General features: G+C 67.5%; 25 protein-coding genes and 1 tRNA gene. 13 read left to right on the forward strand and 13 right to left on the reverse strand.

Annotated elements, in window-relative coordinates; translation table 11 throughout:
* Positions 1–4: 4 nt before the first annotated feature.
* The 3 genes from ACAM49_RS12065 to ACAM49_RS12075 all read right to left on the reverse strand — a co-directional run bounded on the left by ACAM49_RS12065 (position 5) and on the right by ACAM49_RS12075 (position 3550).
* Positions 5–973, reverse strand: coding sequence for an ABC transporter permease (locus tag ACAM49_RS12065; protein WP_369635554.1), 969 nt, complete (start codon positions 971–973; stop codon positions 5–7).
* A complete protein-coding gene (locus ACAM49_RS12070; protein ID WP_369635555.1) occupies positions 966–1892 on the reverse strand; it encodes an ABC transporter permease in 927 nt (308 codons plus the stop codon). The genes ACAM49_RS12065 and ACAM49_RS12070 overlap by 8 nt, the downstream gene beginning before the upstream one ends.
* 62 nt (positions 1893–1954) lie before the next feature.
* Positions 1955–3550 (reverse strand): ABC transporter substrate-binding protein, encoded by a 1596-nt coding sequence (locus ACAM49_RS12075; protein ID WP_369635556.1) that lies wholly within the window; start codon positions 3548–3550, stop codon positions 1955–1957.
* Between the two features lie 372 nt (positions 3551–3922).
* On the opposite strand from ACAM49_RS12075, the gene acs reads away from it, so the two are divergent.
* From acs to ACAM49_RS12095, 4 genes are all read left to right on the forward strand, one after another.
* Entirely contained in the window at positions 3923–5872 is a 1950-nt protein-coding gene (gene acs / locus ACAM49_RS12080; protein ID WP_369635557.1) for an acetate--CoA ligase, read from the forward strand.
* 198 nt (positions 5873–6070) lie between these two features.
* Positions 6071–7297, forward strand: coding sequence for a Na+/H+ antiporter NhaA (gene nhaA / locus ACAM49_RS12085; protein WP_369635558.1), 1227 nt, complete (start codon positions 6071–6073; stop codon positions 7295–7297).
* Between the two features lie 42 nt (positions 7298–7339).
* The gene (locus tag ACAM49_RS12090) at positions 7340–7855 is read left to right on the forward strand and encodes a phage holin family protein (RefSeq protein WP_369635559.1); all 516 of its coding nucleotides are present in this window, start codon (positions 7340–7342) and stop codon (positions 7853–7855) included.
* A 23-nt stretch (positions 7856–7878) separates the two neighbouring features.
* Positions 7879–8829, forward strand: a complete 951-nt coding sequence (locus ACAM49_RS12095) for an alpha/beta fold hydrolase (RefSeq protein WP_369635560.1) — start codon at positions 7879–7881, stop codon at positions 8827–8829.
* Positions 8830–8838: 9 nt separating this feature from the next.
* Here ACAM49_RS12095 and ACAM49_RS12100 read toward each other — a convergent pair whose 3' ends face one another.
* Genes ACAM49_RS12100 through nth form a run of 4 tightly spaced genes read right to left on the reverse strand, consistent with a single transcriptional unit; the run spans position 8839 to position 12113 of the window.
* Positions 8839–10032, reverse strand: a complete 1194-nt coding sequence (locus ACAM49_RS12100) for a MarP family serine protease (protein ID WP_369635561.1) — start codon at positions 10030–10032, stop codon at positions 8839–8841.
* Positions 10029–10745, reverse strand: coding sequence for a CoA pyrophosphatase (locus ACAM49_RS12105; RefSeq protein ID WP_369635587.1), 717 nt, complete (start codon positions 10743–10745; stop codon positions 10029–10031). Before ACAM49_RS12105 ends, ACAM49_RS12100 begins: the two co-directional genes overlap by 4 nt.
* 28 nt (positions 10746–10773) lie before the next feature.
* Positions 10774–11436, reverse strand: coding sequence for a TlpA family protein disulfide reductase (locus ACAM49_RS12110; protein WP_369635562.1), 663 nt, complete (start codon positions 11434–11436; stop codon positions 10774–10776).
* Positions 11433–12113, reverse strand: a complete 681-nt coding sequence (gene nth, locus ACAM49_RS12115; RefSeq protein WP_369635588.1) for an endonuclease III — start codon at positions 12111–12113, stop codon at positions 11433–11435. Before nth ends, ACAM49_RS12110 begins: the two co-directional genes overlap by 4 nt.
* Before the next feature lie 271 nt (positions 12114–12384).
* Here nth and ACAM49_RS12120 point away from each other — a divergent pair, with 271 nt between their 5' ends.
* Both ACAM49_RS12120 and ACAM49_RS12125 read left to right on the forward strand, forming a co-directional pair.
* Positions 12385–12627 carry a hypothetical protein gene (locus tag ACAM49_RS12120; RefSeq protein ID WP_033089361.1) on the forward strand — a complete coding sequence of 81 codons (243 nt, stop codon included), beginning with the start codon at positions 12385–12387 and terminating at the stop codon, positions 12625–12627.
* 273 nt (positions 12628–12900) lie between these two features.
* A complete protein-coding gene (locus ACAM49_RS12125) occupies positions 12901–13575 on the forward strand; it encodes a Crp/Fnr family transcriptional regulator (RefSeq protein WP_019044571.1) in 675 nt (224 codons plus the stop codon).
* A gap of 70 nt (positions 13576–13645) precedes the next feature.
* On the opposite strand, the gene ACAM49_RS12130 is transcribed toward ACAM49_RS12125, so the two are convergent.
* The 3 genes from ACAM49_RS12130 to ACAM49_RS12140 form a co-directional block, all read right to left on the reverse strand.
* The gene (locus ACAM49_RS12130) at positions 13646–14452 is read right to left on the reverse strand and encodes an MBL fold metallo-hydrolase (protein ID WP_369635563.1); all 807 of its coding nucleotides are present in this window, start codon (positions 14450–14452) and stop codon (positions 13646–13648) included.
* Between the two features lie 96 nt (positions 14453–14548).
* Positions 14549–15004: a RidA family protein gene (locus ACAM49_RS12135; protein WP_369635564.1), complete on the reverse strand. Its 456-nt coding sequence runs from the start codon at positions 15002–15004 to the stop codon at positions 14549–14551.
* A 3-nt stretch (positions 15005–15007) separates the two neighbouring features.
* Positions 15008–15169, reverse strand: a complete 162-nt coding sequence (locus ACAM49_RS12140) for a DUF4177 domain-containing protein (protein WP_086007868.1) — start codon at positions 15167–15169, stop codon at positions 15008–15010.
* Positions 15170–15336: 167 nt separating this feature from the next.
* Between ACAM49_RS12140 and ACAM49_RS12145 the strand changes: the two genes are divergently transcribed.
* Positions 15337–16356 carry an ArsA-related P-loop ATPase gene (locus ACAM49_RS12145; RefSeq protein ID WP_369635565.1) on the forward strand — a complete coding sequence of 340 codons (1020 nt, stop codon included), beginning with the start codon at positions 15337–15339 and terminating at the stop codon, positions 16354–16356.
* A gap of 2 nt (positions 16357–16358) precedes the next feature.
* Positions 16359–17540, forward strand: coding sequence for an ArsA family ATPase (locus tag ACAM49_RS12150; RefSeq protein ID WP_369635566.1), 1182 nt, complete (start codon positions 16359–16361; stop codon positions 17538–17540).
* Positions 17541–17689: 149 nt separating this feature from the next.
* On the opposite strand, the gene ACAM49_RS12155 is transcribed toward ACAM49_RS12150, so the two are convergent.
* Positions 17690–18013: a WhiB family transcriptional regulator gene (locus ACAM49_RS12155; RefSeq protein ID WP_033089817.1), complete on the reverse strand. Its 324-nt coding sequence runs from the start codon at positions 18011–18013 to the stop codon at positions 17690–17692.
* Between the two features lie 301 nt (positions 18014–18314).
* Here ACAM49_RS12155 and ACAM49_RS12160 point away from each other — a divergent pair, with 301 nt between their 5' ends.
* Complete coding sequence (locus ACAM49_RS12160; RefSeq protein ID WP_369635567.1) at positions 18315–20678, forward strand: penicillin-binding protein; 2364 nt, start codon at positions 18315–18317, stop codon at positions 20676–20678.
* A 68-nt stretch (positions 20679–20746) separates the two neighbouring features.
* On the opposite strand, the gene ACAM49_RS12165 is transcribed toward ACAM49_RS12160, so the two are convergent.
* Positions 20747–21211 (reverse strand): GatB/YqeY domain-containing protein, encoded by a 465-nt coding sequence (locus ACAM49_RS12165; RefSeq protein WP_369635568.1) that lies wholly within the window; start codon positions 21209–21211, stop codon positions 20747–20749.
* 83 nt (positions 21212–21294) lie between these two features.
* On the opposite strand from ACAM49_RS12165, the gene ACAM49_RS12170 reads away from it, so the two are divergent.
* The 4 genes from ACAM49_RS12170 to ACAM49_RS12185 all read left to right on the forward strand — a co-directional run bounded on the left by ACAM49_RS12170 (position 21295) and on the right by ACAM49_RS12185 (position 24554).
* On the forward strand, positions 21295–22260 hold the full coding sequence (locus ACAM49_RS12170) for a metallophosphoesterase (RefSeq protein WP_369635569.1): 966 nt from the start codon (positions 21295–21297) through the stop codon (positions 22258–22260).
* 52 nt (positions 22261–22312) lie between these two features.
* Complete coding sequence (locus ACAM49_RS12175; RefSeq protein WP_369635570.1) at positions 22313–23332, forward strand: hypothetical protein; 1020 nt, start codon at positions 22313–22315, stop codon at positions 23330–23332.
* Positions 23333–23389: 57 nt separating this feature from the next.
* A complete protein-coding gene (locus ACAM49_RS12180) occupies positions 23390–24415 on the forward strand; it encodes a hypothetical protein (protein ID WP_369635571.1) in 1026 nt (341 codons plus the stop codon).
* 65 nt (positions 24416–24480) lie between these two features.
* A tRNA-Pro gene (locus ACAM49_RS12185) sits at positions 24481–24554 on the forward strand.
* Positions 24555–24670: 116 nt separating this feature from the next.
* Here the strand turns inward: ACAM49_RS12185 and ACAM49_RS12190 are convergent.
* The gene (locus tag ACAM49_RS12190; RefSeq protein ID WP_369635572.1) at positions 24671–25918 is read right to left on the reverse strand and encodes a tyrosine-type recombinase/integrase; all 1248 of its coding nucleotides are present in this window, start codon (positions 25916–25918) and stop codon (positions 24671–24673) included.
* Positions 25919–25922: the final 4 nt, after the last annotated feature.

A 25922-nucleotide genomic window follows, 5' to 3' on the forward strand; every position in this document is an offset into this window, starting at 1 on the left:
GTCCTCACCTCTTCCGAGCCTTGGGATCCAACGCGTCTCGCACCGCGTCGCCGAGCATGATGAAGCTGAGCACCGTGAGCGCCAGCGCCGTCGCGGGGTAGAACAGGATGCCGGAGGTGCGGATCTCCTTCTGGTCCGCGGCGATATCCGAACCCCAGGACACGATCTGCCGCGACAGCCCGACGCCCAGGTAGGACAGCGTCGCCTCGGTGACGATGAAGACGCCCAGCGAGATGGTGCTGACCACGATGAGCGGCCCGGTCGAGTTGGGCAGCACGTGCCGGATCAGCGTCCGGAATCTGGAGACGCCCAACGCCTTTGCCGCAGTGACGTATTCGCTGTTGCGCGACTGGATGACCGCCGAGCGCGCGATGCGCGCGGCCTGCGGCCAGCTGAACGAGGCCAGCGTGATCATGACCGTCCACACCGTGCGGGTGTGCAGCAGCTGCATGAGCACGATGGCGGCCAGCGTCAGCGGCAGCGCGTAGAAGATCTCCGCGATCCGCGACACCACCGCGTCCAGCAGTCCGCCGTAATACCCGGAGAGCGCCCCGAGGGTGCCGCCGATGAACACGAACAGCAGGGTCGCGCCGAGCCCGGTCTCCACCGAGGCCCGCGCGCCGTACACGGTCCGGGTGTAGATGTCGCAGCCCTGCTTGTCGAAGCCGAACGGGTGACCCGACGACGGCGGCTTCATGCTGAAATCGCCGCTGCAGTAGCGCGGATCCTGGTCGCTGAACAGCGACGGCCAGATCGCGACCAGCAGGATGAACAGGATCAGCAGCGCCGCCACGATGAAGATCGGATTGCGCCGCAGCTGCTGCCAGGCCTCGCGCCAGACGCTGGTCGGCGCGGCCGTCTCGTTGACCCGGTCGGTGGCGAGCACCTCCACCTCGTCGGCCGGCGCCACGAAATGCTCTTGCCCGGGCCGGATCTCGCGGGATTCCCGGATTTCGGTCTGTGGCTCAGGCATAGCGGATCCTCGGATCGAGTGCGGCGTAGAGCAGATCGACGATCAGGTTGGTCAGCAGCAGGATCACGATGAGCACCGTCACGAAGGCCACCACCGTGGGCGGCTCGCCGCGGGTGATCGCCTGGTACAGCGTGCCGCCCACGCCCGGGATGTTGAAGATGCCCTCGGTGACGACCGCGCCGCCCATCAGGAAGCCCAGATCGGTGCCCACGAAGGTGATCACCGGGATCAGCGAGTTGCGCAGGATGTGCACCACGATGACGCGCCGCCGGGTCAGCCCCTTGGCGGTCGCGGTGCGCACATAGTCGGCACTCATGTTCTCCGCGACCGAGTTTCGCGTCAGCCGCAGCACATAGGCGAACGACAGCGACCCCAGCACGAACGCCGGCACCAGCAGATCGCTGATACTCGCCTTGGCGCCGACGGTCACCGGCGCGATGCCCCACTTGATGCCGAGCAGGTACTGGGCCAGGAAGCCGACCACGAAGATCGGCACGGCGATGATGACCAGGCTCAGCACCAGCATGGTGGAGTCGAAGAGCTTGCCCTTGCGCAGTCCGGCGACCAGGCCGAAGATCACGCCGAAGAAGAACTCGATGCAGACGGCCATCACGGCCAGCCGGAAGGTGATCGGGAAGGCCCGCACCAGCTCGTCGCGCACCGGCCGCCCGGAGAACGACGTGCCGAAGTCCAGGGTGACAATGCCTTTCAGATATTCGAGGTACTGGATGTAGAACGGTTGATCGAGGTGATAGCGCGCCTTGAGCGTCGCCTCCACCGCCGGTGTCATCTGCCGGTCACCGGCCAGCGCCTGTATCGGATCGCCCGGAATCAAGAACACCATCGCGTAGATGAGCAGCGTTGCCCCGAGAAAGACCGGGATCATCTGGAGCAACCGCCGCACGACATACCAAGCCATGTTTCGGCTCCTGTGTGAGAAAACGGGGGCCGCGCCGGTGCGGCGGGCCCCCGTGTGGCGGTTTACTTCTCGATGTTCTCGAAGTCGAAGAGTCCCGACCAGGACACCTCGGCCTTCTTCACCTTGTCCGAACGCCCGGCGGCGACGTTGTAGTCGAAGATCGGGATATCGGCCATGTCCTTGAACAGCAGCTGCTGCGCCTGGGCGAGGATGTTGTAGGCGGCGTCGGGCGTGGGGGCGCCCTGGGCCTGGTTCAGCAGCTTGTCGAACTCCGGGTTGGAGTACTGGGTGTTGTTGGTGCCGGATCCGGTGAGGTACAGCGCGGTCAGGAACTCGAACATGGACGGGTAGTCGCCCTGCCAGCCGTAGCGGAACGCCTTGCCGACGGTCTTGTTGGTGATCTCGTCACGAATGTTCTTGAACGTCGGGTACGGCACGCCGACCGAGTCGATGCCCAGGGTGTTCTTCACGCTGTTGGCCACGGCCTCGATCCAGGCCTGGTGGCCGCCGTCGGCGTTGTAGGCGATCTGGTAGGTGCCCGACCACGGCGAGATCGCATTGGCCTGCGCCCACAGCTTTTTCGCCTCGTCCGGGTTGTACTTCAGCACCTCGGAGCCGGGCAGGTCCTTCTTGAAGCCGGGCAGGGTGAACGCGGTGAAGTCCTGGCAGGGCACCCGGGTGCCGTGGAAGATGTTCTGCGCGATCTGATCCCGGTTGATGGCCATCGAGATGGCCTTGCGGCGCAGCACGCCCTCCTCACCGGCGAAGTGCGGCACGGTCGGCTGGATGCCGATGTGCTGGCTGTAGGCGATGGGCTTGTGGATGGCCCGGTCGCCCAGGTCCTTCTCGTAGGTGGACAGCGCGGTGTCGGGGATGATGTCGAGCGCATCGAGGTTGCCCTGCAACAGATCCGCGTAGGCGGTGTCGTAGGACTGGTACATCACGAACCGCAGGCCCTTGTTCTTGGCCGGGCGGCCGCCGTGGTAGTCCGGGTTGGGCAGAACTTCGATCTTGACGTTGTGTTCCCAGGTCGAGAACTTGTAGGGGCCGTTGCTGATCGGGGCCTCACCGAACTTCTTGGGGTCCTTGAAGAAGGCGTCCGGCATCGGATAGAACGGCGCGAAGCCGAGTTTCAGCTCGAAGTCGATCGACGGGCTGGTCAGATCGACGGTGAAGGTCTTGTCGTCGATGACCTTCAGGCCCGACATGGTCTGCGCCTTGGGCGGATTCGCCTGGACGTCGTCGTAGCCGGCGATCCCCTCGAAGGCCCAGTTCTGCAGCTGGCCATTGGTGGAGAGGGCACCGTAATTCCAGGCGTCGACGAACGATTTCGCCGTCACCGGGGTCCCGTCGGTGAACTTCCAGTCCTTGATCTTGATCTTGTAGTGCTGCCGATCGGTGGTCTCGATGGACTGGGCCACCTCGTCGCGGGCGGTGCCGTTGACGTCGTAGTACTTCAGGCCCGCCCAGAGCCGGTCGGTCACGCGACCGCCCATGTTCTCGTTGACGTCCGTGGGTACCAGAGGTCGTTGTGGCTCACCGCCGTTGACCGTCACGAGGCCGGAGTCGTCTCCGCCTCCGGACGAGCAGCCGGTGATCGTGAGGCCGGTCGCCAATATCGCCGCGGCGGCCAACGACGTAATCGTCTTGATTCTCAACGCTTTACTCCCGTGTCCAGGAAGGTGCGAAGGAGGACCGGACAACCACCGGGGTCACCGGTGGTTATAACAATCCACCTTGGGTGAATCGGACAGTAACCACCGACGCCGGTGTTGTCAGCCGATCGAAACAGGAATGTTCAGCTTGTTAGCAATCCGGCAACATGAGCCATACAAAGCGGGAACCTTACGTGACAGAGCGCACAGCCGCGCGGACCTCGCTTTCACGGTTCGGTCATACCCGTCCTGGCAGGTTGGACGCCGTCGCCCACCGATCGAGACGGCGGAACACGACGCAGGTCACAGTCGGTTAGGGTCGAACGTGGCCGCCGTCACCCCGTGCGGCCCGCACGCGAGAGAAGAAGAGAAGAGATGACCACGGATACATCTGCCGACCACCTGGATGCGTACCCGCCCAGCGCTGAGTTCGCGGCTGCCGCCAATGGCGATGCCTCTCTCTACGATCGGGCCGCGGCCGACCGGGAGGGGTTCTGGGCAGAACAGGCGCAGCGCCTGCACTGGCATCAGCCCTTCACCCAGGTGCTGGACTGGGACGACGCGCCCTTCGCCAAGTGGTTCGCCGACGGCAAGCTCAATGTCGCCTACAACTGCGTGGACCGGCACGTGCTCGCCGGCCGCGGCGACCAGGTCGCCATCCACTGGGAGGGTGAGCCCGGCGATTCGCGCGCCATCACCTATTCCGATCTGCTGGCCGAGGTTTCGCGGGCCGCCAACTACCTGACCGGGCTGGGCCTGGTGGCCGGTGACCGCGTCGCCATCTACATGCCGATGGTCCCCGAGGCCATCGTGGCCATGCTCGCCTGCGCCCGCCTGGGCCTGACCCACTCGGTGGTGTTCGCGGGCTTCTCCCCCAGCGCCCTGCGCCAGCGCATCGACGATGCCGAGGCGCGGCTGGTCATCACCACCGACGGGCAGTGGCGACGCGGCAAGCCCGCCCCGCTCAAGACCGCGGTGGACGAGGCGCTGGCCGAGGGTGATTCGACCATCGAGCACGTGCTCGTGGTGCGCCGCACCGGTCTGGACACCCCGATGGTCGAGGGCCGCGACATCTGGTGGGACGAGACGGTTTCGCTGGCCTCCCCCGAGCACGAGGCGCAGGCCTTCGACGCCGAGCACCCGCTGTTCATCCTCTACACCTCCGGCACCACCGGGAAGCCGAAGGGCATCCTGCACACCACCGGCGGTTACCTGACCCAGGCCGCGTACACCCACCACTACGTGTTCGACCACAAGCCGGGTAAGGACGTGTACTGGTGCACCGCCGATATCGGCTGGGTGACCGGGCACAGCTACATCGTGTACGGCCCGCTGGCCAACGGCGCGACCGAGGTCGTCTACGAGGGCACCCCCAACTTCCCCGATGAGCACCGGCACTGGCAGATCATCGAAAAGTACGGCGTCACCATCTATTACACGGCGCCGACGCTGGTCCGCACGTTCATGAAGTGGGGCCGCGAGATTCCCGAATCGCACGACCTGTCGAGCCTGCGGCTGCTGGGCTCGGTCGGCGAGCCGATCAACCCGGAGGCCTGGCGCTGGTACCGGGATGTGGTGGGCGGCAACAAGACCCCCATCGTGGACACCTGGTGGCAGACGGAGACCGGCGCCATCATGATCTCCCCGCTGCCGGGCGTCACCGCGGCCAAGCCGGGCGCGGCCATGACCCCGCTGCCGGGTATCTCCGCGAAAGTCGTTGACGAGGAGGGCAACCCGGTCCAGCTGGGCGAGACCGAGGCCAACGGCTACCTGGTGCTCGATCAGCCGTGGCCGTCCATGCTGCGCGGCATCTGGGGTGACAACGAGCGCTACAAGGACACCTATTGGGCCCGCTACGCCGACCAGGGCTGGTACTTCGCCGGTGACGGCGCCAAGCTCGACAAGGACGGGGACCTGTGGGTGCTCGGCCGCGTCGACGACGTGATGAACGTGTCGGGCCACCGCATCTCGACCGCCGAGGTGGAGTCGGCGCTGGTCGGCCACTCCGGGGTGGCGGAGGCGGCCGTGGTCGGCGCGTCGGACGAGACCACCGGCCAGGGCATCGTGGCGTTCGTGATCCTGACCGCCGAGGCCAAGGACACCGGCGATGATCTGATCGCCGAGCTCAAGGCCGAGGTCTCGCGCGAGATCTCCCCGATCGCCCGCCCGCGCGAGATCCACGTGGTGCCGGAGTTGCCCAAGACACGCTCGGGCAAGATCATGCGCCGCCTGCTGCGCGATGTGGCCGAGGGCCGCGAACTGGGCGACACCTCAACCCTGGTGGACCCCAACGTCTTCGAGGCGATTCGCGCCGGTAAGGCGTAAATCCCGAGAGCCCACGCGAGGCCCCGTAACCACTGGTTGCGGGGCCTCGTCGCGTGTGCGGTGGTCAAAAGGTTTCCGGCAAACCGTTAGAATTGCGCAAAAGGTGTGCCGGGAAGTCTGGTCGGCATGCGGTCGTGCCGTCGATCCCGTCAGTGGTGTGCACGCCGCTGTTCTTGTCGACGGCTGAAAGGTGCACCGGTGATTGCCCAGGTTCGTTCGGAGTTAGCGCGCTACCTGAGAACCGAAACCTTCGGCGGCGCATTACTTCTCATCGCGGCCGCCGGCGCGCTCATCTGGGTCAACTCCCCGTGGGGCGCGAGCTACACCACCATGGTCGAGACCAGGCTCGCGATTCCCGCCCTCCATCTGGACCTCACCCTGGCCGACTGGACCAAGGACGGCCTGCTGGCCATCTTCTTCTTCGTGGCCGGGCTGGAGCTCAAACGCGAGCTGGTGGTCGGTGAGCTCGCCGACCGCAAGCGCGCCGCCCTGCCCATCGTGGCCGCCGTCGGCGGTGTGGTGCTGCCCGCGCTGATCGCCATGGCGGTCGGCTGGGGCGAGCCGGGCATGGACCGTGGCTGGGCCATCCCGGTCGCCACCGATATCGCCTTCGCGCTGGCCGTGCTGGCCATGACCGGATCGCGGATTCCGGCCAGCGCCCGGGTGTTCCTGCTCAGCCTGGCCGTGGTGGACGACCTGATCGCCATCATCCTGATCGCGGTGCTGTTCACCACCACGCTGAAGATGCTGTGGCTGCTCGTCGCCATCGCGTGCTTCGCGGGCTGGGCGCTGGCCCAGAAGTTCCGGCTCGGCAGCCCGTTCATCTATGTGCCGCTGGGCCTGCTGTCCTGGTACGCCCTGCACGAGGCCGGAATTCACGCGACCCTGGCCGGTGTCGCCTGCGGCCTGCTGACCCGGGTGCGACCGGACGCGGACGAGGACGAGCACTGCGTCCCGGCGGCCCGGCTCGAGCATTTCTTCCAGCCCATCTCCGCCGCCATCTGTGTGCCGCTGTTCGCGCTGTTCGCCTCGGGCGTGCCGCTGGACTCGAATGTGCTGTCCAAGCTGTTCACCGACCGGTTGGCGCTGGCCATCATCGCCGGTCTGCTGATCGGCAAGACGGTCGGCATCTTCGGATCCAGTTGGCTCGCCGTGCGGTTGGGGATCGCGGAACGGCCCGGTGATCTCGGTTATCGGGACATGTTCGCCCTGTCGGTACTGGGCGCCATCGGCTTCACCGTTAGCCTCTTGGTGGCAGAACTGGCACTGGAAGACGTCGGCGACGGATCCGAAGCAGAACTCGCAAAAGCGGCGGTGTTGCTCACGTCTTTGGCGGCTTCCCTGGCCGGTTCGGCGCTACTGTTGCGTCGTGGGCGTGCTCACCAGGCACAACGGGACGCGCGAGCGCTGCAAAGTCAAGAGTGACACCGGACAGTACTACCGGGACGATGGAGAAGGGTCGAGCAATTGAGCTTCACACAGGGCGGTAACGGCTACGACGGGAACCGCACCCGCACCGTCACCTCGATTCCGTTGTCCGATGTCGACGCCCATCAGTCGGCCACCTTCGGCACGCTGGTCCGCGACGCGACCGAGCAGATGTCGACCCTGGTGCGCGCCGAGGTGGAGCTCGCCAAGGCCGAGGTGACCGGTGAGATCAAGAAGGGCCTGCAGGGCAGCGTCTACTTCATCCTGGCGCTGACCATCCTGCTGTTCAGCTCCTTCTTCTTTTTCTTCTTCCTCGCCGAGCTGCTCGACAACTGGCTGTACCGCTGGGCCGCGTTCCTGGTGGTGTTCCTGCTGATGATCGCGGCGGTGGCGGCCTTCGCGCTGCTGGGCTATCTGAAGGTGCGCAAGCTGCGCGCCCCGGAGAAGACCATCGAGTCGCTGAAGGAGGCGAAGACCGTGCTGCCCAGCGGTTTCGGCCACACCGACGAGCCGGCCGGGGACGCCACGCTCGAACTCGGCAAGCCCCGGACCTAGACCTTCGATTACGCTCCCTCGGCGTGTCGTCGAATTCGCAGCCCGATCCGTCCACCGTCCGCTACGACGGACCGTGGGCCCATCGGGACGTGCACGCCAACGGCATTCGCTTCCACGTGGTCGAGGCCGTGCCCGCCGGGACGGCCTACACCGATCCCGACACGCCGCTGGTGGTGCTGCTGCACGGCTTCGGTGACTTCTGGTGGTCGTGGCGGCATCAGCTGACCGGGTTGGCGGCGCGCGGATTCCGCGCGGTGGCCGTCGACCTGCGCGGTTACGGCGATTCCGACAAGCCGCCGCGCGGCTACGACGGCTGGACCCTGGCCGGTGACGTGGCCGGGTTGATCCGCGCGCTCGGGCACACCGAGGCCACCCTCGTCGGCCACGCCGAGGGCGGGCTGGTGTGCTGGGCGACCGCGGTGCTGCAGCCGCGCCTGGTGCGCTCCATCGCGCTGATCAGCTCCCCGCATCCGGTGGCCCTGAAGCGGGCCGTGCTGCGCGATCGGCGGCAGCGGGCGGCCTGGCTACCGGACTTCCTGCGCTGCCAGCTGCCGCGCGTCCCCGAGAACCGGCTCACCCGCGACGACGGCATCGAGATCGAACTGCTGCTGCGCGCCCGGGTCGGCGAACAGTTCTCGGCCACCGCGGAATTCGCCGACACCGCGCGCCGCATGCGCACCGCCATCCGGATTCCGGGTGCGGCGCACTGCGCCCTGGAGTATCAGCGCTGGGCCTTCCGCAGCCAATGGCGGCCCGACGGCCGGCGTTTCATGGCGGCCATGAGCGAACCCGTGCGGATCCCGACGCTGGCGCTCTACGGCGAGCAGGACCGGTACATCCTGGCCAGCACCATCCGCCGCGGCGGGCAGCTCGCCCCGCAGCGGCGCGTGGTCGGGATTCCGGACGCGGGTCACTATGCGCACCAGGAGAGTCCGGATGCGGTGACCGCGGAGATCGCGAAACTCCTGGGCTGAGCCGATAACTCAGCTCAGCACGCAGCTGCCCGTCCCGACCGCCGTCGATTGGCTTGCCGCCGAATTCAATTCCGGCCGCACCTCGTCGAGGGTCAGCACGTACCCGGTGTCGTCATCGGTGGTGGCCGCGCCAAACACCACGCCCAGGATCCGGCCGTCGGTGTCCACCAGCGGCCCGCCGGAGTTACCGGCCCGGACCTGACCGCGAATCGTGTACACCTCGCGCTTGACGTCGGCGTCGCGATAGATGTTCGGTCCCTTGAGGTTCAGGGTCTCGCGCACGCGCGCCGCGCTGGCGGTGTAGCGCCCGCCGCCCGGGTAGCCGAGCACGATCGAGCTCTCGCCCGAGGTGGCGTCGGCCGGGGCCAGCTCCAGCGGCTGCGCGTTCAGGCCAGGCACCGCCAGGATCGCCACGTCCTTGGACGAGTCGAACAGCACCACGGTGGCCGGCAGCGGCCCGCGCGCGGTGTCCACGCTGACGGTATTGGTGCCCGCCACCACGTGCGCGTTGGTCATGATGCGCTCGGGCGCCACCACGAAGCCCGAACCCTCCAGCTGCCGTTGGCAACTGGGCGCGATGCCACGGATGCGCAGCACGCTGCTCTGCAGCTGCTGGGCCACCGGCAGCTGCAGCACACTGCCGTCGGGCGGCTCCACCGCGGTGATCGGGACGTGCCCGAACGGGCCGATGACGTCCGGCAGCCCGGAGGTGTTGAGCAGGTTGGAGAAGTCGTTCGGCACCCGGCGCAACCAGTCCGGCGCGACATGGTCGACATTGCGCAGCACCTGGGAGTTGCTGACCGCGGCCGCGATTCCGGGCTGCGAGGAGTTGGTCAGCGGCAGCGCCAGCAGCCACGCGGTGGCCAGCACCGCCACCGCCTGCAGGCCCGCGCCCACCACGCTGTCCACACTGCGGGTGAACGGATCCCGCATGCCGCCGCGCGCGGCCCGGCCCAGCACCATGCCCGCGACCTCGCCCACGATCACCAGCGCCACGATGAGCAGCACGCCCACCAGCACCCGGGTCCGGCCCTCGCTGAGGTGCTCGAGAATGTGCGGCGCGATCAGAATGCCCGCCACCGCACCGAGAATCACGCCTAGGAAGGCCAGGGCCGAGGCGACCGCGCCCTGACGCCACCCGGAGGTGGCGGCCAGCAGCGCCAGAATGATGATCCCGAGGTCGAGCCAGCCAGAGGCGCTCATAATGTCATCCCTACCGCGGCCAATGCGGCCTGCAGATCACGTACATCGTGATGGTCCCATTCGGTCTCCCACCCCGACACCGCCAGCAGGCCCGCGAGCACGCCGGCGGTGAACCCCCACACCAGCATTCCGTCCACGGTGAAGGCCGGGCCCATATAGCCCAGCGGATGCCGCACCACGAAACGGTTCGCCGGATCGATGAGCTCGCTGATCGGCACCCGCGCCACGCGCGCGGCCTCGGTCTCGCTCACCACTCCCACCTCGCCGGGGGTGCGCCAGTAGGCGACCACCGGTGTCACATCGAACCGCGAGGGCGGCACGAAGATCTTGGGCAGCACCGCGATCGGCTCCACGCCCGCGGGGTCCAGGCCGGTCTCCTCCTGCGCCTCGCGCAGGGCGGTGCTGATCGGGCCGTCGTCCTGCGGCTCGACGCCGCCGCCCGGGAACGCCACCTGGCCGCTGTGCTGGCGCAGGGTGGCGGCGCGCTGGGTGAGCAGCACGTCGGCATCGGGCGGTAATCCACCTTTGGCGGTCGGATCCGCCTCGGGCGATCCACCGAACAACACCAGCACGGCCGCTTCCCGGGAGCGGGTCGCGGCGGCCGCGAAGCGCCGCATCGCATTTCGCCGCAGCACCGGATTCACCCCGGCCGGATCGGCCGGATCGTGCTCGGCCACCCCGTGCAGCCAGCCGGGAATCCCGTTGGCGGACACCTCGAGTCTCACGCTCTCACTCCGAGTCTCACGCTCTCACTCCCAATTCAGCGGCGACCGTAGCGGAGATGTCCTCGACGCTGGTGAACGGCCGCACCACGACCTTGGCCACGGTGCCGTCGGCGCGCAACAGCACCGAGATCGGCAACACGGCCGGCGCCCCGACGGCGGTGCGCACCTTGGCATTCGGATCCTCGACCCCGGGCAGGTGAATACCCAGCCCGCTCAGCCGCGACAGCGCCTTGGCTGTGCCGGTATCGCTGTGCACGGTGAGAACCGTCAGCGAGTTCCCCGCCTGCTGCGAGAACTGTTGCAGCAGCGGCAGTTCCTCCGCGCACGGACCGCACCAGTAGGCCCACAGGTTCAGTAGCGCGGGTTTTCCGGCCAGCGCCGCGACCAGATCCACGGGCTTGCCATCGGCCAGGCATTTCAACTCGAGACCGCGCAGCGGACTGTCCCCCACGGGCGCACCGCTGGGCTGCGGGCAGGCGGCCAGGGCGGTCGCGGCCCGATCTGCCTCGGACACGGACGGTTCGACGGCTTGCGCGGTCTTGTTCGTACCGGTCGCGGCGGTCTTATCGGCATCGCGAGTGAGCTGCGGCCACAGCGCGACGACCGCCGCCACCGCGACGATCACCGCCGCCAGCACCCATCGCCACCAGGTATTACCCCGCGCGGTCTCCGCGCTCACAGGCCGACCAGTCCGAGAAGATGCTCGGTTTCCGGGCCCTTCACCAGCTTGGCCGCCTCGGTCGGATCGGTCGGGCCCGCCCCGAAGGACGGGCACTCGTTGGCCAGGAAGCACGCGCCGCAGGCCGGCTTGCGGGCATGGCACACGCGCCGCCCGTGGAAGATCACCCGGTGCGAGAGCATGGTCCAGTCCTTGCGCTCGATCAGCTCGCCGATGGCGTGCTCGACCTTGACCGGATCCTCCTCCTCGGTCCACTTCCAGCGCCGCACCAGCCGCCCGAAATGGGTGTCGACGGTGATACCCGGGACGCCGAAGGCATTGCCGAGGATCACGTTCGCGGTCTTGCGCCCGATGCCGGGCAGCGTGACCAGTTCGTCGAGGGTGTGGGGCAGCTCACCGTCGAAGCGCTCCACCAACGCCTGGCCCAGCCCGATGAGCGCACTGGCCTTGTTGCGATAGAAGCCGGTGGGCCGGATGTATTCCTCCAGCTCCGCGCGATTGGCCTCGGCGTAATCGCGTGCGCCGCGGTACTTCGCGAACACCGCCGGGGTCGTCATATTCACCCGCACATCCGTGCACTGCGCGGAAAGAATTGTGGCGACCGCCAATTCGAGGGGCGTGGTGAAATCCAGCTCACAGTGCGCGCCGGGGAACTCCAGGGTCATATCCCGGTACATCCGCCGTGCGCGGCGGACCAGGCCGATTCGAGTCTCCTTGGCGCGCTTGTTCGCTCTGGCCGGGCGCGAAAACCGTGGCGCATCCGTGACATCCGCGGACGCCCCGTCACCACCTGTGAGCACGCCCGAATTATCCGGGTCTTGCCCGCTCACGGCCGCGTTGGATTCAGAGACACGCACGCGTCCACCTTACGGAACCAGCACTGCCCCACAACCGGGCTGAGTACCCGCCGTGTTCCATCTGAGACCTTCGGCGTGTTTACTGCTGCCTATGCAAGGACTCGCTGTGGTGCTGTTTCCGATAGCGCTGATGCTGTTCGCGTTGGTGATGGAACGGGTCGAGAATCGACTTCGCAAACTCCTCGAACCCGACCCCGAAGTCCAGCAGTACCTCGATCGAGCCACGAATGCCGAGGTCAGCGATCTGACCAAGCTGGGTCTGCCCGCCGCGGCGGCGCGTCCGCGACGCGCCCGGCCGGCGGCCAAGGGAATGGACGTCGCACAGGCCAGTTGATCCGCCCGGGTCGATGGCCTGGTGGTCCGGCGGCCTTGGGCCCCGGACCACTTTTTACGATCTTCATGACACCCGTCTCACGGCGTGTCGTAGATTCGTAGGGAAGCGTGTCGCGAAACCGTCGTTGCGTGTCGCGTACTGGGGCTACGTGTGTTCGAGAATGAGCTCGGCGCGTGGTGTCTATCACTACCCGGCGGTATTGCAAAGTAGACTGCACTGTCGGCCGAGTCGTTTCGGTCCAGGACAGAGCCATTTCCCATAAGGAGCACATTCGTGGACGAGGCCCTCGCCAGAGCAGGCATCTTCCAAGGCGTAGAGCCCACCGCGGTGGCGGCTCTCGCCAAACAGCTGCAGCCCGTTGACTTCCCGCGCGGCCACGTCATCTTCAACGAGGGCGAGCCCGGCGATCGGTTGTACATCATCACCTCCGGCAAGGTGAAGATCGGCCGCCGTTCCCCCGATGGTCGCGAGAACCTGCTGACCATCATGGGTCCGTCGGACATGTTCGGCGAGCTGTCGATCTTCGACCCGGGTCCGCGCACCTCGACGGCCACCACCGTCACCGAGGTCAGAGCGGTCACCATGGACCGGGACGCCCTCAAGGCGTGGATCGACCAGCGGCCGGAGATCGCCGAGCAGCTGCTGCGGGTCCTCGCCCGCCGCCTGCGCCGCACCAACAACAACCTGGCCGACCTCATCTTCACCGATGTCCCGGGTCGTGTCGCCAAGGCGCTGCTGCAGCTGGCCCAGCGCTTCGGCACCCAGGAAGCGGGCGCGCTGCGCGTGACCCACGACCTGACCCAGGAGGAGATCGCCCAGCTGGTCGGCGCCTCCCGCGAAACCGTGAACAAGGCGCTGGCCGACTTCGCGCACCGCGGCTGGCTGCGGCTCGAGGGCAAGAGCGTGCTCATCTCCGACTCGGAGCGGCTGGCTCGCCGGGCCCGATAAGGGACCACGAACTACACAGCGGGACCGGGCATCACCCCCGTAGCGGTGATGCCCGGTCCTTCTGTGTTTTCTAGCCCCTCGAACGCAGGTACTCGAGCTGCGCCTTCACCGAACTCTGCGCCGCCGGCCACAGCCGCTTGTCGACATCGGCGTAGACCTCGGCGACGATGCGCAGCGATCCGGCCTTGGGGCCGAGCTTCTCGAGCGCCGCGCGGACCTGGTTCAGCCGTTCCTCGCGGTGCGCGATGTAGTAGCGGATGACCGGTTCGGCGTCGGCGTGGTCCGGACCATGGGCCGGGAGCAGGTGCCGGCCGGGCGCGACCGCCACCAGCCGGTCCAGCGAGTCCAGGTAGGCCGCCAGCGCGCCGTTCCAGGACTCCAGCACGGTGGTGCCGCTGCCGAGCACGGTGTCGCCGGTCAGCAGCGCCCGTTCGCCGTCCGGACCGTCGATCAGGAAGCTGAGCGAGTCCTCGGTGTGGCCGGGGGTGGCGAGCACGGTGATGCGCAGGCCCGCCGCCTCGATGACCTCGCCGTCGGTCAGCACGGTGCCCGAGCCGCGCAGGAATTCGGAGTCCTTGGCGCGCACCGGGGTTCCGGCGGCCTTCACCAGGCGGTCGATGCCGCCGGTGTGGTCGTGATGCTTGTGGGTGATCAGGGTCAGGGCGATCTCGCCGCCGGTCTCGCGGACCAGCGCCTCGGTGTGCGCGCGATCCTTCGGACCCGGGTCCACCACAACGTATTCGGTGGCGCCGGGCGCGCGCAGCAGCCAGGTGTTGGTGCCCTGCAACGTCATTCCGCCGGGATTGTCGGCCAGCACGACGGCGGCGGACGGAGTCACTTGCCGCAGTTGCTCATACGCGGGGTGGGTGAGCGTCATTCATTCGTCCTAATGCACGGAGCGCGGCGCGTCCAGTGTTGGACGCACCGCGCTTTCGATTGTGCGCCAGTCGCTTTCAGCGGTGCGCCGGTCGCTTCAGCGAACCTCGGCGATGAGCTCGACCTCGACCGGGGTGTTCTTCGGCAGTTCGGAGGTGCCGACCGCGGAGCGCGCGTGCACGCCCGCCTCGCCCAGCACCTCGCCGAGCAGTTCGGAGGCGCCGTTGATGACCAGCGGCTGATCGTTGAAGCCGGGCGCCGAGGCGACGAAGCCGACCACCTTCACGATCCGGACCACATTGTCGAGTCCGGCCAGATCGTGCACCACCGCAAGGGCATTGAGCGCGGCCAGCTTGGCCATCTCGGCGCCCTGCTCGATGGTGAGCTCGGCGCCGACCTTGCCGGTGAGCGGCAGCTGACCGTTCACGAACGGCAGCTGGCCCGAGGTGTAGACGTAGTTCCCGCTGCGCACGCCCGGCACGTAGACCGCGACCGGCGGCGGGGCCGGGGGCAGTTCGAGTCCGAGCTTCTTCAGGTTCTCAGCCCAACCCATCAGCTACTTCCTCCTCTTGAGGTAGGCGACATGCTGTTCGCCGGTGGGCCCGGGAAGCACGGTGACGAGTTCCCAGCCGTCGGAACCCCACTGGTCCAAGATGGCCTTGGTGGCATGGGTCAACAGGGGCACCGTCGCGTATTCCCACACGGTCACATCACTCATGGCCTGAGACTAGCCCCGGCACGGTTGCCCCAGTTCCCCCGGCCCTCCGACTACTGTGCGGGATTGGGAATTACAAGTCCCGAGTGGTGTATCAGACAGTTGCCAAGTCCTGTGGGCAGGATTCCAGAACGAGTTATAGGCTCGCGAGCGTGGGAGTACCGATAGCAGTGCCCGTTTCGGTTGAGCCGGGGGTCGAAGCAGGGTGGCCGGAGCGAGCGGACAAGGCCCGCTTGCACTACGTATCCGGCAAGGGTGGGACCGGTAAGTCGACGGTCGCCGCGGCATTGGCACTGGCACTCGCGGCGGGGGGCCGCCGCGTACTGCTGGTCGAGGTCGAGGGCAGGCAGTCCATCGCGCAGCTGTTCGACCTGCCGCCGTTGCCGCCCACCGAGACTCGCATCGCCACCGCGGACGGTGGCGGCGAGGTGCTGGCGCTGGCGCTCGATGTCGAGCACGCCTTCCTGGAATACCTCGACATGTTCTACAACCTGGGCTTCGCCGGTCGCGCCATGCGCCGGGTCGGGGCCATCGAATTCGTGACCACCATCGCGCCGGGCCTGCGGGACGTGATCCTCACCGGCAAGATCAAGGAATGCGCGGTGCGCGTCGACAAGTCGGGCAAGCCGGCCTACGACGAGATCGTCATCGACGCGCCCCCGACCGGCCGCATCGCCAGCTTCCTGGACGTCACCCAGGCCATGGCCGAGATCGCCGGCGGCGGGCCGATCGCCTCGCAGGCCGAGGGCGTCTCCAAGCTGCTGCACTCGCCGCAGACCATGATCCACCTGGTCACGCTGCTGGAAGCGCTGCCGGTGCAGGAAACCGCCGACGCCATCGCCGAACTCACGGCCAATGACCTGAACATCGGCACCGTGATCGTGAACCGGGCCGGCGAGGGCTACCTGCCGCGGGCCGTGCGCGAGCGCGCCGCGACCGGTGACGTCGACGTCGACGCGCTGAAGGCCGGTCTCGCCGAGGCCGGAATCACCTTGTCCGAGGCCGATTTCCAGGGCCTGGTCGCCGAGACCGTGGAACATTCCGCGCGGCTGGCCGCCCAGGACGAGAGCGCCGCCGAACTCGCGCAGGTCGACATCTCGCGGCTGTACCTGCCGTCGCTGACCGACGGCATGGATCTGGGCGGGCTCTACGAGCTGGCCGAAGTCTTGAGCGCCCAGGGGGTTCGCTAGTCATGGTCGTTCCGGCGGGCACTGTGCCCCTCGACATTTCGAAGATCATCGCCGATCCCTCGGCCCGCATCGTGGTGTGCTGCGGTTCCGGCGGCGTCGGCAAGACCACCACGGCCGCGGCCATCGCGCTGCGCGCCGCGGAGTCCGGCCGCAAGGTCGTGGTGCTGACCATCGACCCGGCGCGTCGCCTGGCCCAGTCGCTGGGTGTGAGCGATCTCGGAAACGTCCCGCAGAAGGTGGAACTCGGGTCCGAGGCCAAGGGCGAGCTGTTCGCCATGATGCTGAACATGCGCCGCACCTTCGACGAGATGGTGCTCGAGCACACCACTCCGGAGAAGGCCGAGCAGATCTTCGCCAACCCGATCTACCAGACCGTCGCATCCTCCTTCGGTGGCACCCAGGAGTACATGGCGATGGAGAAGCTGGGACAGCTCGCCGCCAAGCGCGAGTGGGACCTGATCGTGGTGGACACCCCGCCCTCGCGCAACGCGCTGGACTTCCTGGACGCGCCCAAGCGGCTGGGGAACTTCCTCAACGGCAAGATGATTCGGGTCATCATGGCCCCGGGCCGCGGTGTCGGGAAGTTCGTGGCCGGCGCCATGAGCCTGGCGCTGCGCGGCGTCTCGACCATCGTCGGCGGGCAGTTGCTCAAAGACGCCAGTGTCTTCCTGCAGTCACTGGAGTCCATGTTCGGCGGCTTCCAGGATCGCGCCGACCGCACCTACGCCATGCTCTCGCGGCCGGGCACCCACTTCCTGGTGGTGGCCGCGGCCGAGCCGGACGCGCTGCGCGAGGCGAGTTTCTTCGTGGATCGGCTCTCGCACGACAAGATGCCGCTGGCGGGTCTGGTGCTGAATCGGACGCACCCGGTGCTGAGTTCGCTGTCCGCCGAGCAGGCGCAGGTGGCCGCGGACCGTCTAGCCCCCCTGACGCCGACGAACGGCAATGCGGGCGAACCGGACTCGGAGACACCCCAGGCGCTGACCGCCGCGGTGCTGCGCATCCACGCCAGCCGGGCCGCCACCGCCAAGCGGGAACAGCATCTGCTGCACCGGTTCACGGGCGCGCATCCCAGCGTCCCGATCGTCGCGGTCACCGCGCTCCCGTTCGAGGTCGCGGACCTGGAAGCGCTGCGCGCCGTCGGCGATCAGCTGGCCGAAGCAGGTGCGGCGAAGTCCGCGTGAAAACCCCGGTGCCAAGCCCTACTGACAGAGCCGAGGCTTTCGTCGCTTCTGCTTGAAATGCCCGATCTGACCCCGGGCACGGATCGAGCCCGCTTCCGCGGGCTCGATCCGTTCTGCTTATAGGGGGGATCTGGGTGAAGGATACTCGCTTACATCGCTACCTTCTGTGATCGCTGGACGCGGAAGAAGTCCGCCCAGCTCGTCACCTCCGGATGCTGTTTGAGCAGCGCACGACGCTGCCGCTCGGTCATGCCGCCCCACACGCCGAACTCGACACGGTTGTCCAGGGCATCCGCCCCGCACTCCATCAGCACCGGGCAGTGCCGGCAGATGGTGGCCGCTTTGCGCTGTGCTGCGCCACGCACGAACAGCTGGTCGGGATCCACTTCCTTGCATCGGGCCTGGGAAACCCAGGCGATTCTCGCTTCGGCCTGCTCCACGTCCAATCGAGCGATCGGGGTAGTCATGTGCATTTGGTGTGCCCCTTTGCAGTCCGAACACCGGGTCAGCGGCGCTCCAGAATCGCGAGTGCAGCGCGCAGTTACCCAACCCCACTGCGTTCTGCACCACATTCCACTTTGAGTGTTAGCTCTATCACACTGGGTTCTCAATCTAGGTAAAGGTGCATGGCCTGCGCAAGACCGTCCCGAGATTTTCTGGTACGTCCGTCCACGCATTCGTTGCATGGAACCGGACAGTCCGTCTCTTTTCGGACGTATGGACACCCCGGCGGGCGAACACCGAGTGTCCGCGAGGCCAATTAGGCTAGGGCTCGTGCCGATCACACGAACGCTCTGGAGACTGGCAGGCGCGTGCGTCTTGGCCGCGGTGCTGCTCGCCGGACTGCTGTTCCCACTCGCCGGTGGCTTCGGGTTCATCTCCAACCGCGCCGCCGACGCCGTCGACAATGTCTCCGCCGAACTGGTCGAGGGCACCGTGCCCGCGGTCTCGACCATGGTGGACGCCAATGGGACGCCGTTCGCGTGGCTCTACGAGCAGCGGCGGTTCGAGGTCCCCAGCGAAAAGATCTCCAACGACATGAAGCTGGCGCTGGTCTCGGTGGAGGACAAGCGCTTCGCCGACCACCACGGTGTGGACTGGCAGGGCACCTTCCGCGCCTTCCTGACCAACACCTCGGGCGGCCAGGTGTCGCAGGGCGGTTCGACGATCGACCAGCAGTACGTGAAGAACTACCTGCTGCTGGTGGTCGCCAAGACCGATGCCGAGCGCCGCGCCGCGGTCGAGACCACCCCGGCTCGCAAGATTCGCGAGATCCGCATGGCGCTGACGCTGGACAAGCGGCTCACCAAGGACGAGATCCTCACCCGGTATCTGAACCTGGTGCCCTTCGGCAACGGCTCCTACGGCATTCAGGACGCCGCGCAGACCTACTTCGGCGTGGACGCCAAGGATCTGAACGTGCCGCAGTCGGCCATGCTGGCCGGCATGGTGCAGTCCAGCTCCAAGCTGAACCCCTACACCAACCCCACGGGCGTGCTGGAGCGGCGGAACACGGTGCTGGACACGCTGATCCAGAACGTGCCCAACCGCGCGGACGAGTACCGCAAGGCCAAGGAGACGGCGCTGGGCGTGCTGCCCGAGCCCAAGGGCCTCTCGCGCGGCTGCATCGCGGCCAATGACCGCGGCTTCTTCTGCGACTACGCGCTGCAGTACCTGAACAACGCGGGCATCAGCCGCGATCAGATCGAGAAGGGCGGCTACCTGATTCGCACCACCCTGGACCCGGCGGTCCAGGACCAGGTGCGCGATTCGCTGGCCGCCAACGCCAACCCCAATCTGGACGATATCGCCGAGGTCATGAATATCGTGGCCCCCGGCCAGGATTCGCATCCGCTGCTGGCCATGGGCTCGAGCCGGGTCTACGGACTGGACTCGGGCGCGCATCAAACCGTGCAGCCGCAGCCGTATTCGATGGTCGGTGACGGCGCGGGCTCGATCTTCAAGATCTTCACCACGGCCGCGGCCATGGAGAAGGGCCTGGGCATCAACGCCACCCTCGACGTTCCAGCGACCTTCTCGGCCAAGGGCATGGGTAATTCCGGGACCCCGGGCTGCCCGCCGGAGACCTACTGCGTGAAGAACGCGGGCGCCTACAAGGGCTCCATGTCGGTGACCGAGGCCCTGGCGACCTCGCCGAACACGGCCTTCGTCAAGCTGATTCAGGCCGTGGGCGTCTCCCCGACCGTGGACATGGCGGTCCGGCTGGGCATGCGCTCCTACACCCAGCCCGGCACCTCCGGCCACGGCAACCAGAGCCTGGCCGACATGATCAAGGATCAGAACCTGGGCTCGTTCACCCTGGGCCCGGTGGCGATCAACCCGCTGGAGCTGTCGAATGTGGCCGCCACCCTGGCCTCCAGCGGCAAGTGGTGCCCACCCACCCCGATCAAGGAGGTGGTGGACCGCAACGGCAAGGCGGTGCCGCTGACCCAGCAGGCCTGTGAGCAGGTGGTGGATCCCGGTCTGGCCAATACGCTGGCCAATGCCCTGAGTCAGGACGTGGTGAGCGGTACCGGTGCCGCCTCGGCGCACGCCGTGGGCTGGAACATCCCGAGCTCGGCCAAGACGGGAACCACCGAGAGCCACCGCTCCTCGGCCTTCCTGGCGTTCACCAACTCCTTCGCCGGCGCGAGCTACGTCTACGGCGACAGCCCGACCCCCGGCGAGATCTGCACCACGCCGCTGCGCAACTGCGGCAGCGGCAACCTCTACGGCGGTAACGAGCCCGCCAGGACCTTCCTGGGCGCGATGAAGAACGTGCTCGACCGGTTCCCACCCGCGGCGCTGCCGCCGCTGGACGACAAATACGTTCGCGGCGCGAACAACTCGCAGATCCCGGACGTGATCGGCATGCAGCAGGCCGAGGCCACCTCGACGCTGGTGGCGGCGGGCTTCCAGGTGTCGGTGACGACCCAGCCGGGTGCGGGCAAGGGCACGGTCATGAACGTCTCGCCCAACGGGTCGGCGATCCCGGGCTCGGTGATCACGCTGTACGTGAGCGACGGCAGTCAGATACCCGCGCCCGCGCCCAACGCGCCGCCCGCGGCGCCGGGGATACCGACGATCACGATCCCGAACTTGCCGCCGATCCCGATACCGATCCCGATCCCGCGGTAGGCCGCGGTAGATGAAGAAAGGCCCGGAGTGAATGAATCACTCCGGGCCTTTCTTTATTTGTCGGCAGCTCAGAGCCGGGCCTTGACCGCCGCCGAGATCCGCGACCCGTCGGCGCGCCCGGCCGCGAGCGCGGTGGCCCGCTTCATGACCTGCCCCATCTGCTTCATGCCCGGCCGCTCGCCGATCTCCTCGGCGACCTCCGCGATGGCGGTGTCGGCGATATCGCCCACCTCGGCCTCGGTCAGCTGGGTCGGCAGGTACTCGTCGATGATCTGTTCCTCGGCGCGCTCGTTGGCGGCCAGCTCGCCGCGCCCGGCCTGCTCGTAGACGACGGCGGCCTCGTTGCGCTTCTTCGCCTCCTTCTGCAGGACGGCGATCACCTCGGAGTCGGAAAGCTCGCGGGCGGCGGGTCCGGCGACCTCGGCGTTCTGGATCGCGGACAGCAGCATGCGCAGGGTGCCCAGGCGCAGCGCGTCCTTGCTCTTCATCGCGGTGGTCATATCCGATCGCAGCTTGGTTTTGAGTTCCGACATGAGCGACACGGTACGAGGGACTTCTATCGTGGTCCAGCTCATTTGACTCGATGTTTCTCCGCCGGGTCGCCTATTCTGGGCAAATGCCCGTCTTCTCGACCACCGCCCTCAGCCGTGCCGCACTCGGAGCCGCCGGGGCCGCGGTCGCCGGAATCGGATACGCGACCCTGATCGAGCGCAATGCGTTCACGCTGCGGGAAGCGACGCTACCGGTCCTGGAACCGGGCAAGCCCTCGCTGCGGGTGCTGCACATCAGCGACCTGCACATGATGCCCGGGCAGCAGCTGAAGCAGGCCTGGCTGCGCGAGCTGGACCGGCTGGAGCCGGACCTGGTGGTGAACACCGGGGACAATCTCTCGCATCAGAAGTCGGTGCCCGCGGTGGTGCAGTCGCTGGGCGGATTGCTCGCGCGGCCCGGCATTTTCGTCTTCGGCTCGAACGACTATTTCGCGCCGGTGCCGAAGAACCCGCTCAAGTACTTCAAGAAGGACCACAAGCGCGTTTTCGGCGATCCGCTGCCGTGGCAGGATCTGCGGGCCGCGTTCACCGAGCGGGGCTGGCTGGATCTGACGCATGTGCGCCGCGATCTCGAGGTCTCCGGGGTGAAGATCTCGACGGCCGGCGTGGACGATCCGCACCTGAAGCGGGATCGCTACGACACCGTGGCGGGCGCGCCGAATCCCTTGGCGGACTTGAGCATCGGGCTCACCCACTCCCCCGAGCCGCGGGTGCTGGACCGGTTCGCGGCCGACGGCTACGACCTGGTCATGGCGGGCCACACCCACGGCGGGCAGCTGTGCGTGCCGGGTTTCGGTGCGCTGGTGACCAATTGCGGCATCGACCGGGCCCGGGTGAAGGGCGCCTCGCGCTGGGGCGCGCACACCCGGCTGCACGTGTCGGCGGGCCTGGGCACCTCGCCGTGGGCGCCGTACCGCTTCTGCTGCCGCCCGGAGGCCACATTGCTGACGCTGGTCGGCGCACCGCCGAAGAAGCCGGCCGCCGAGACCGGGCGCGGACGCACCGCGTCATCGGAGGCTGTCGCGCGGTGATCGCCGGCCGCGATATACAACGCGGTATGTAGTCGTCAGTCAGGGGGCAACCGTGACCAGTGGGAACGACCGGGGCGAGCAGAACCCGGATTGGTGGCAGGGACCCGCGCAACAGCCGGGCCATGTTGCCCCGCAACCGGATCAGCCCGGCTACGGGCCGCAGCCGACGAATCCGCTGCCGGGCGGCCCGTACGGCCAGAACTATCCCTCCGGCCCGTACCAGCCCGCCCAGCCCCAATACCCGCCGACGCAGGCGTTCGGCGGCCCACCGCCCGGCTACGGCGGTCAGCAGCCGCCCTATCCCCCGCCGGCGGGCGGTAAGCGCCCGGTCTGGCTGTTCGTCGGCCTGGGCGCACTGGTGGTCGCGATCATCGCGGCGGTGGTGGTCGTGGCATTGGTGAACTCGAAATCCGATGAGCCGTCGGCGAAATCGACCACCACGCCGTCGCTGATCAGCGCGCTCACCTCCACGACGGCCAAGCCGACCCAGTCCGGCCGTCCGAGCGCCACCAAGACCACCGGCGCGAAGCCGACCACCACACCCACCGCGGTCATTCCCGGCTTCCAGGTGGTGACGATCCCGGACAACGGTGCGGCCTATGACATTCCGTCCGGTTGGAAGGTGGAGGGCAACGCACCGGGCACCCTCGGCACCGGCGCGGACGCCATCGATGTGGCCGGGCTGGCCGACGACGGGGTCAACTACTGCACGAACAGCGTGCGCACCAATGTCTTCCTGACCCAGTCCGAGGAGACGGATCCGGCCAAGGCCGCCGCCGACATCGGCGCCCGGGTGGGCCGACTGGGCTGGACGTCCACCGGTTCGACCCCCGGCAGCCCCGAGTCCTTCCAGTCCTCGGACGGCCAGTTGCAGGGCGTCTACCTGGAGACCAAGGGCAATGCCACGGCCCCGGCCGCGGGCTGCGCCTCCACCTATTCCGTCTACACCTTCGCCTTCCCCGGCGACAACGGCGCCTTCGTGTTCACCATCGCGGCCGACACGGGCGTGGCACAGGCGGTGGACACCACCCTGGCCAAGCAGATCCTCGCCAGCATCCGCCCGATCCAGTAGGGGTTGCCGCGATTCTGTAAGGGACACAGCACAACTCGTCCGACAGGGGGTCCGACGATGAGCGATGGAAGCGACGACCGGGGCATCGATCCGGAGCAGACGACATCCAGCGGGGACTGGTGGCAGGGTCCGCCGAGCCAGCGGCACTCGACGCCCAGCCCGAATCCGCCACCGCGGCCGTATCCGAGCCCGAATCCCTATGTGTCCGCGCCGAATCCGCGCCCCGCACCGACCCCGTATCAGTCCGGGCCGAATCCGTACCAGCCCCCGCCATACATGTCTGGACCGAATCCGGTTCCGCCGGTGCAGAATCCCTACTCCACCGGACCGAACATGTTCCCGCCCAATCCACCCGGCGGCGGTCGCGGCCGACTATGGCTGCTTGCCGGAGTAGGCGCGCTGGTGGTGGTCATCGCGGTGGTCGTCTCGATCGTGCTGGTGATGCGCGACTCCGGCACCACCGCCGCCCCGAGCAGCTCCGCCAAACCCACCTCGACCACGCGGCCGACCACCTCCGCCCCGCGCCCGACCACCACCGGCCCCACGACCACGCTCACGCCCCAGATTCCCGGCTATCAGGTGGATGTGCCCAAGGATCTGAAGGCCGCCTGGGACATCCCCAAGGACTGGACCATAGATCAGACCGCCACCGACTACGGCCCCGACAACGACAGCATCCCCGCCGTGGGCGTCGCCCAGGAGGGCGCGGACTATTGCCCGAACAATGTGCGCACCACCATGTTTCTGACCACCTCGGAGATCGACGACGCCGCGTCGGCCGCGACCGATACCGGTAGCCACGCCGCCCGCATCGGCTACTCCACCAAGACCTCGCTCACCACGGGCGCACCCCAGCCCTTCGCCACCACCAGCGGTCCCCTCAACGGCACCTTCGTCGAAACCACTGGCACCTTCACCGCCCCCGCCGGCTGCGCCACCACCTTCTCCGTCTACACCCTCGCCATCGGCGTCGGCACCGGCAAGGGCTCACTGGTCCTGGTACTCCTCGCCGACACCGGCGTGGATCGCTCGGTCACCGCCGATTTCGCGCGTAAACTGTTCGCCACTTTTCGCCTGCTTTAGACCACCTGACCAGCCGATTTAACGTCTCGACCACCCGTGCGCTAAGCTACTCCAGGTTCGCTTCACGGGGTGTGGCGCAGCTTGGTAGCGCGCTTCGTTCGGGACGAAGAGGTCGCAGGTTCAAATCCTGTCACCCCGACGTGTTGGTTGAGACACAGTAGAAGGCCCTGACCAGTTCATCTGGTCAGGGCCTTCCTCGTTCCATGATCACCACTGTTTCCGCGCGAGCCCGAGAAGGCAGCGAAAAGGCAGCAGCTATCGTTTCGCGGAGTCGTCGGCAGCCTCGTCCCCCTCCTGCTCGTCCGGTTCGTCGCCGTCACCGAGAAGCCCACGGATGGTGTCTGCGTCATAGGTGCGCCGGACGTAGAGCTGCAAGGTGGTGGTGATGTTCTCGTGCCCCATCACCCGTGCGATCTTGTTCGGTTCCACGCCGTCGTCAGCCAGCCATGTCCCGTACGAGTGGCGCAGATCATGGAAGCGGAGCCCGCCGAACTCATGCCGCGCGACGTGGCGCACCGCCTGGTCGTAGTTGCCGAACACCTCCGAGTAAACCTCGCCCTCCTCGTCCATCCAGACCGCTTCGAATTTGCCGTCCACTTCCGAGATCTCGCCGAGCAGCCCAGCCCGCACCAGCGCCGGACGCCATACCCGGGAGCGGAACAGGGTGCGCCGCAACGCTCCCCCGACCTCGTTGCAGAAGATCAGGCCCCGCTGCCCCGCGGGATACGCCCGCCTGTGGTCCTCCAGCTCGGCCACGAGCCACTTGGGCAGCGGCACTGTGCGAACCCCTGCCCGTGATTTCGGGAACGGCTTGAACTCGGTGTGCCCGGACACCTCGATCACGGTCCGCTTCACATGGAGTACCCGCTGTTCCAAGTCGAGCGCGTCGGCGCACAGGCCCACGGCCTCACCCCAGCGCAAGCCCGTGAACGCCGCCGTAGCCACCAGAGCCCGATACCGTTCCGGCCGCACCGCCGGTAGCAGTAGTTGCCGAACCTCTTCCTTGCTGATCACCCGGTGGTCCGTGTCACGCACCCGCCGTTTCGGAATCCGCACGCCCACAGTCGGATCCGCACCGATGAGCCGGTTACGCACCGCAGAGCGCATGACCCCCGACATCAGCCGCTTGCATTCCGCGACCGTGGCACGGGATCGCTGCTCACACAGGCCCGTGATCCACTTCTGCGCCGACAGGTGATCAATCTTGCCGAGCCGCCAGCCCTCCCAGTACGGCAGCACATGCGTCCGCATGATCGACAGGTCCCGCGCCCGCGTGGTGTGGTCGATGTTCCACGACTTCATCCACTCCCGCGCATGATCACCGAACTTGGTCCGGCCCGCATGCGGAGACACGTAATTGCCTGTCGCCTTGGACAATTCGACTTGCGCCAGGAACGTCTTGGCCTCCCCCTTGGTCCGCAGTGTCTTGGACCGCTGCGCCCCGGACGGCTCGCGCCAATACGCCTTCCACTTCCCCGACTCGGTCGGTTCGATAAACCCCATAGCG

Source organism: Nocardia sp. JMUB6875, from assembly GCF_041154655.1.
GTDB lineage: Bacteria > Actinomycetota > Actinomycetes > Mycobacteriales > Mycobacteriaceae > Nocardia.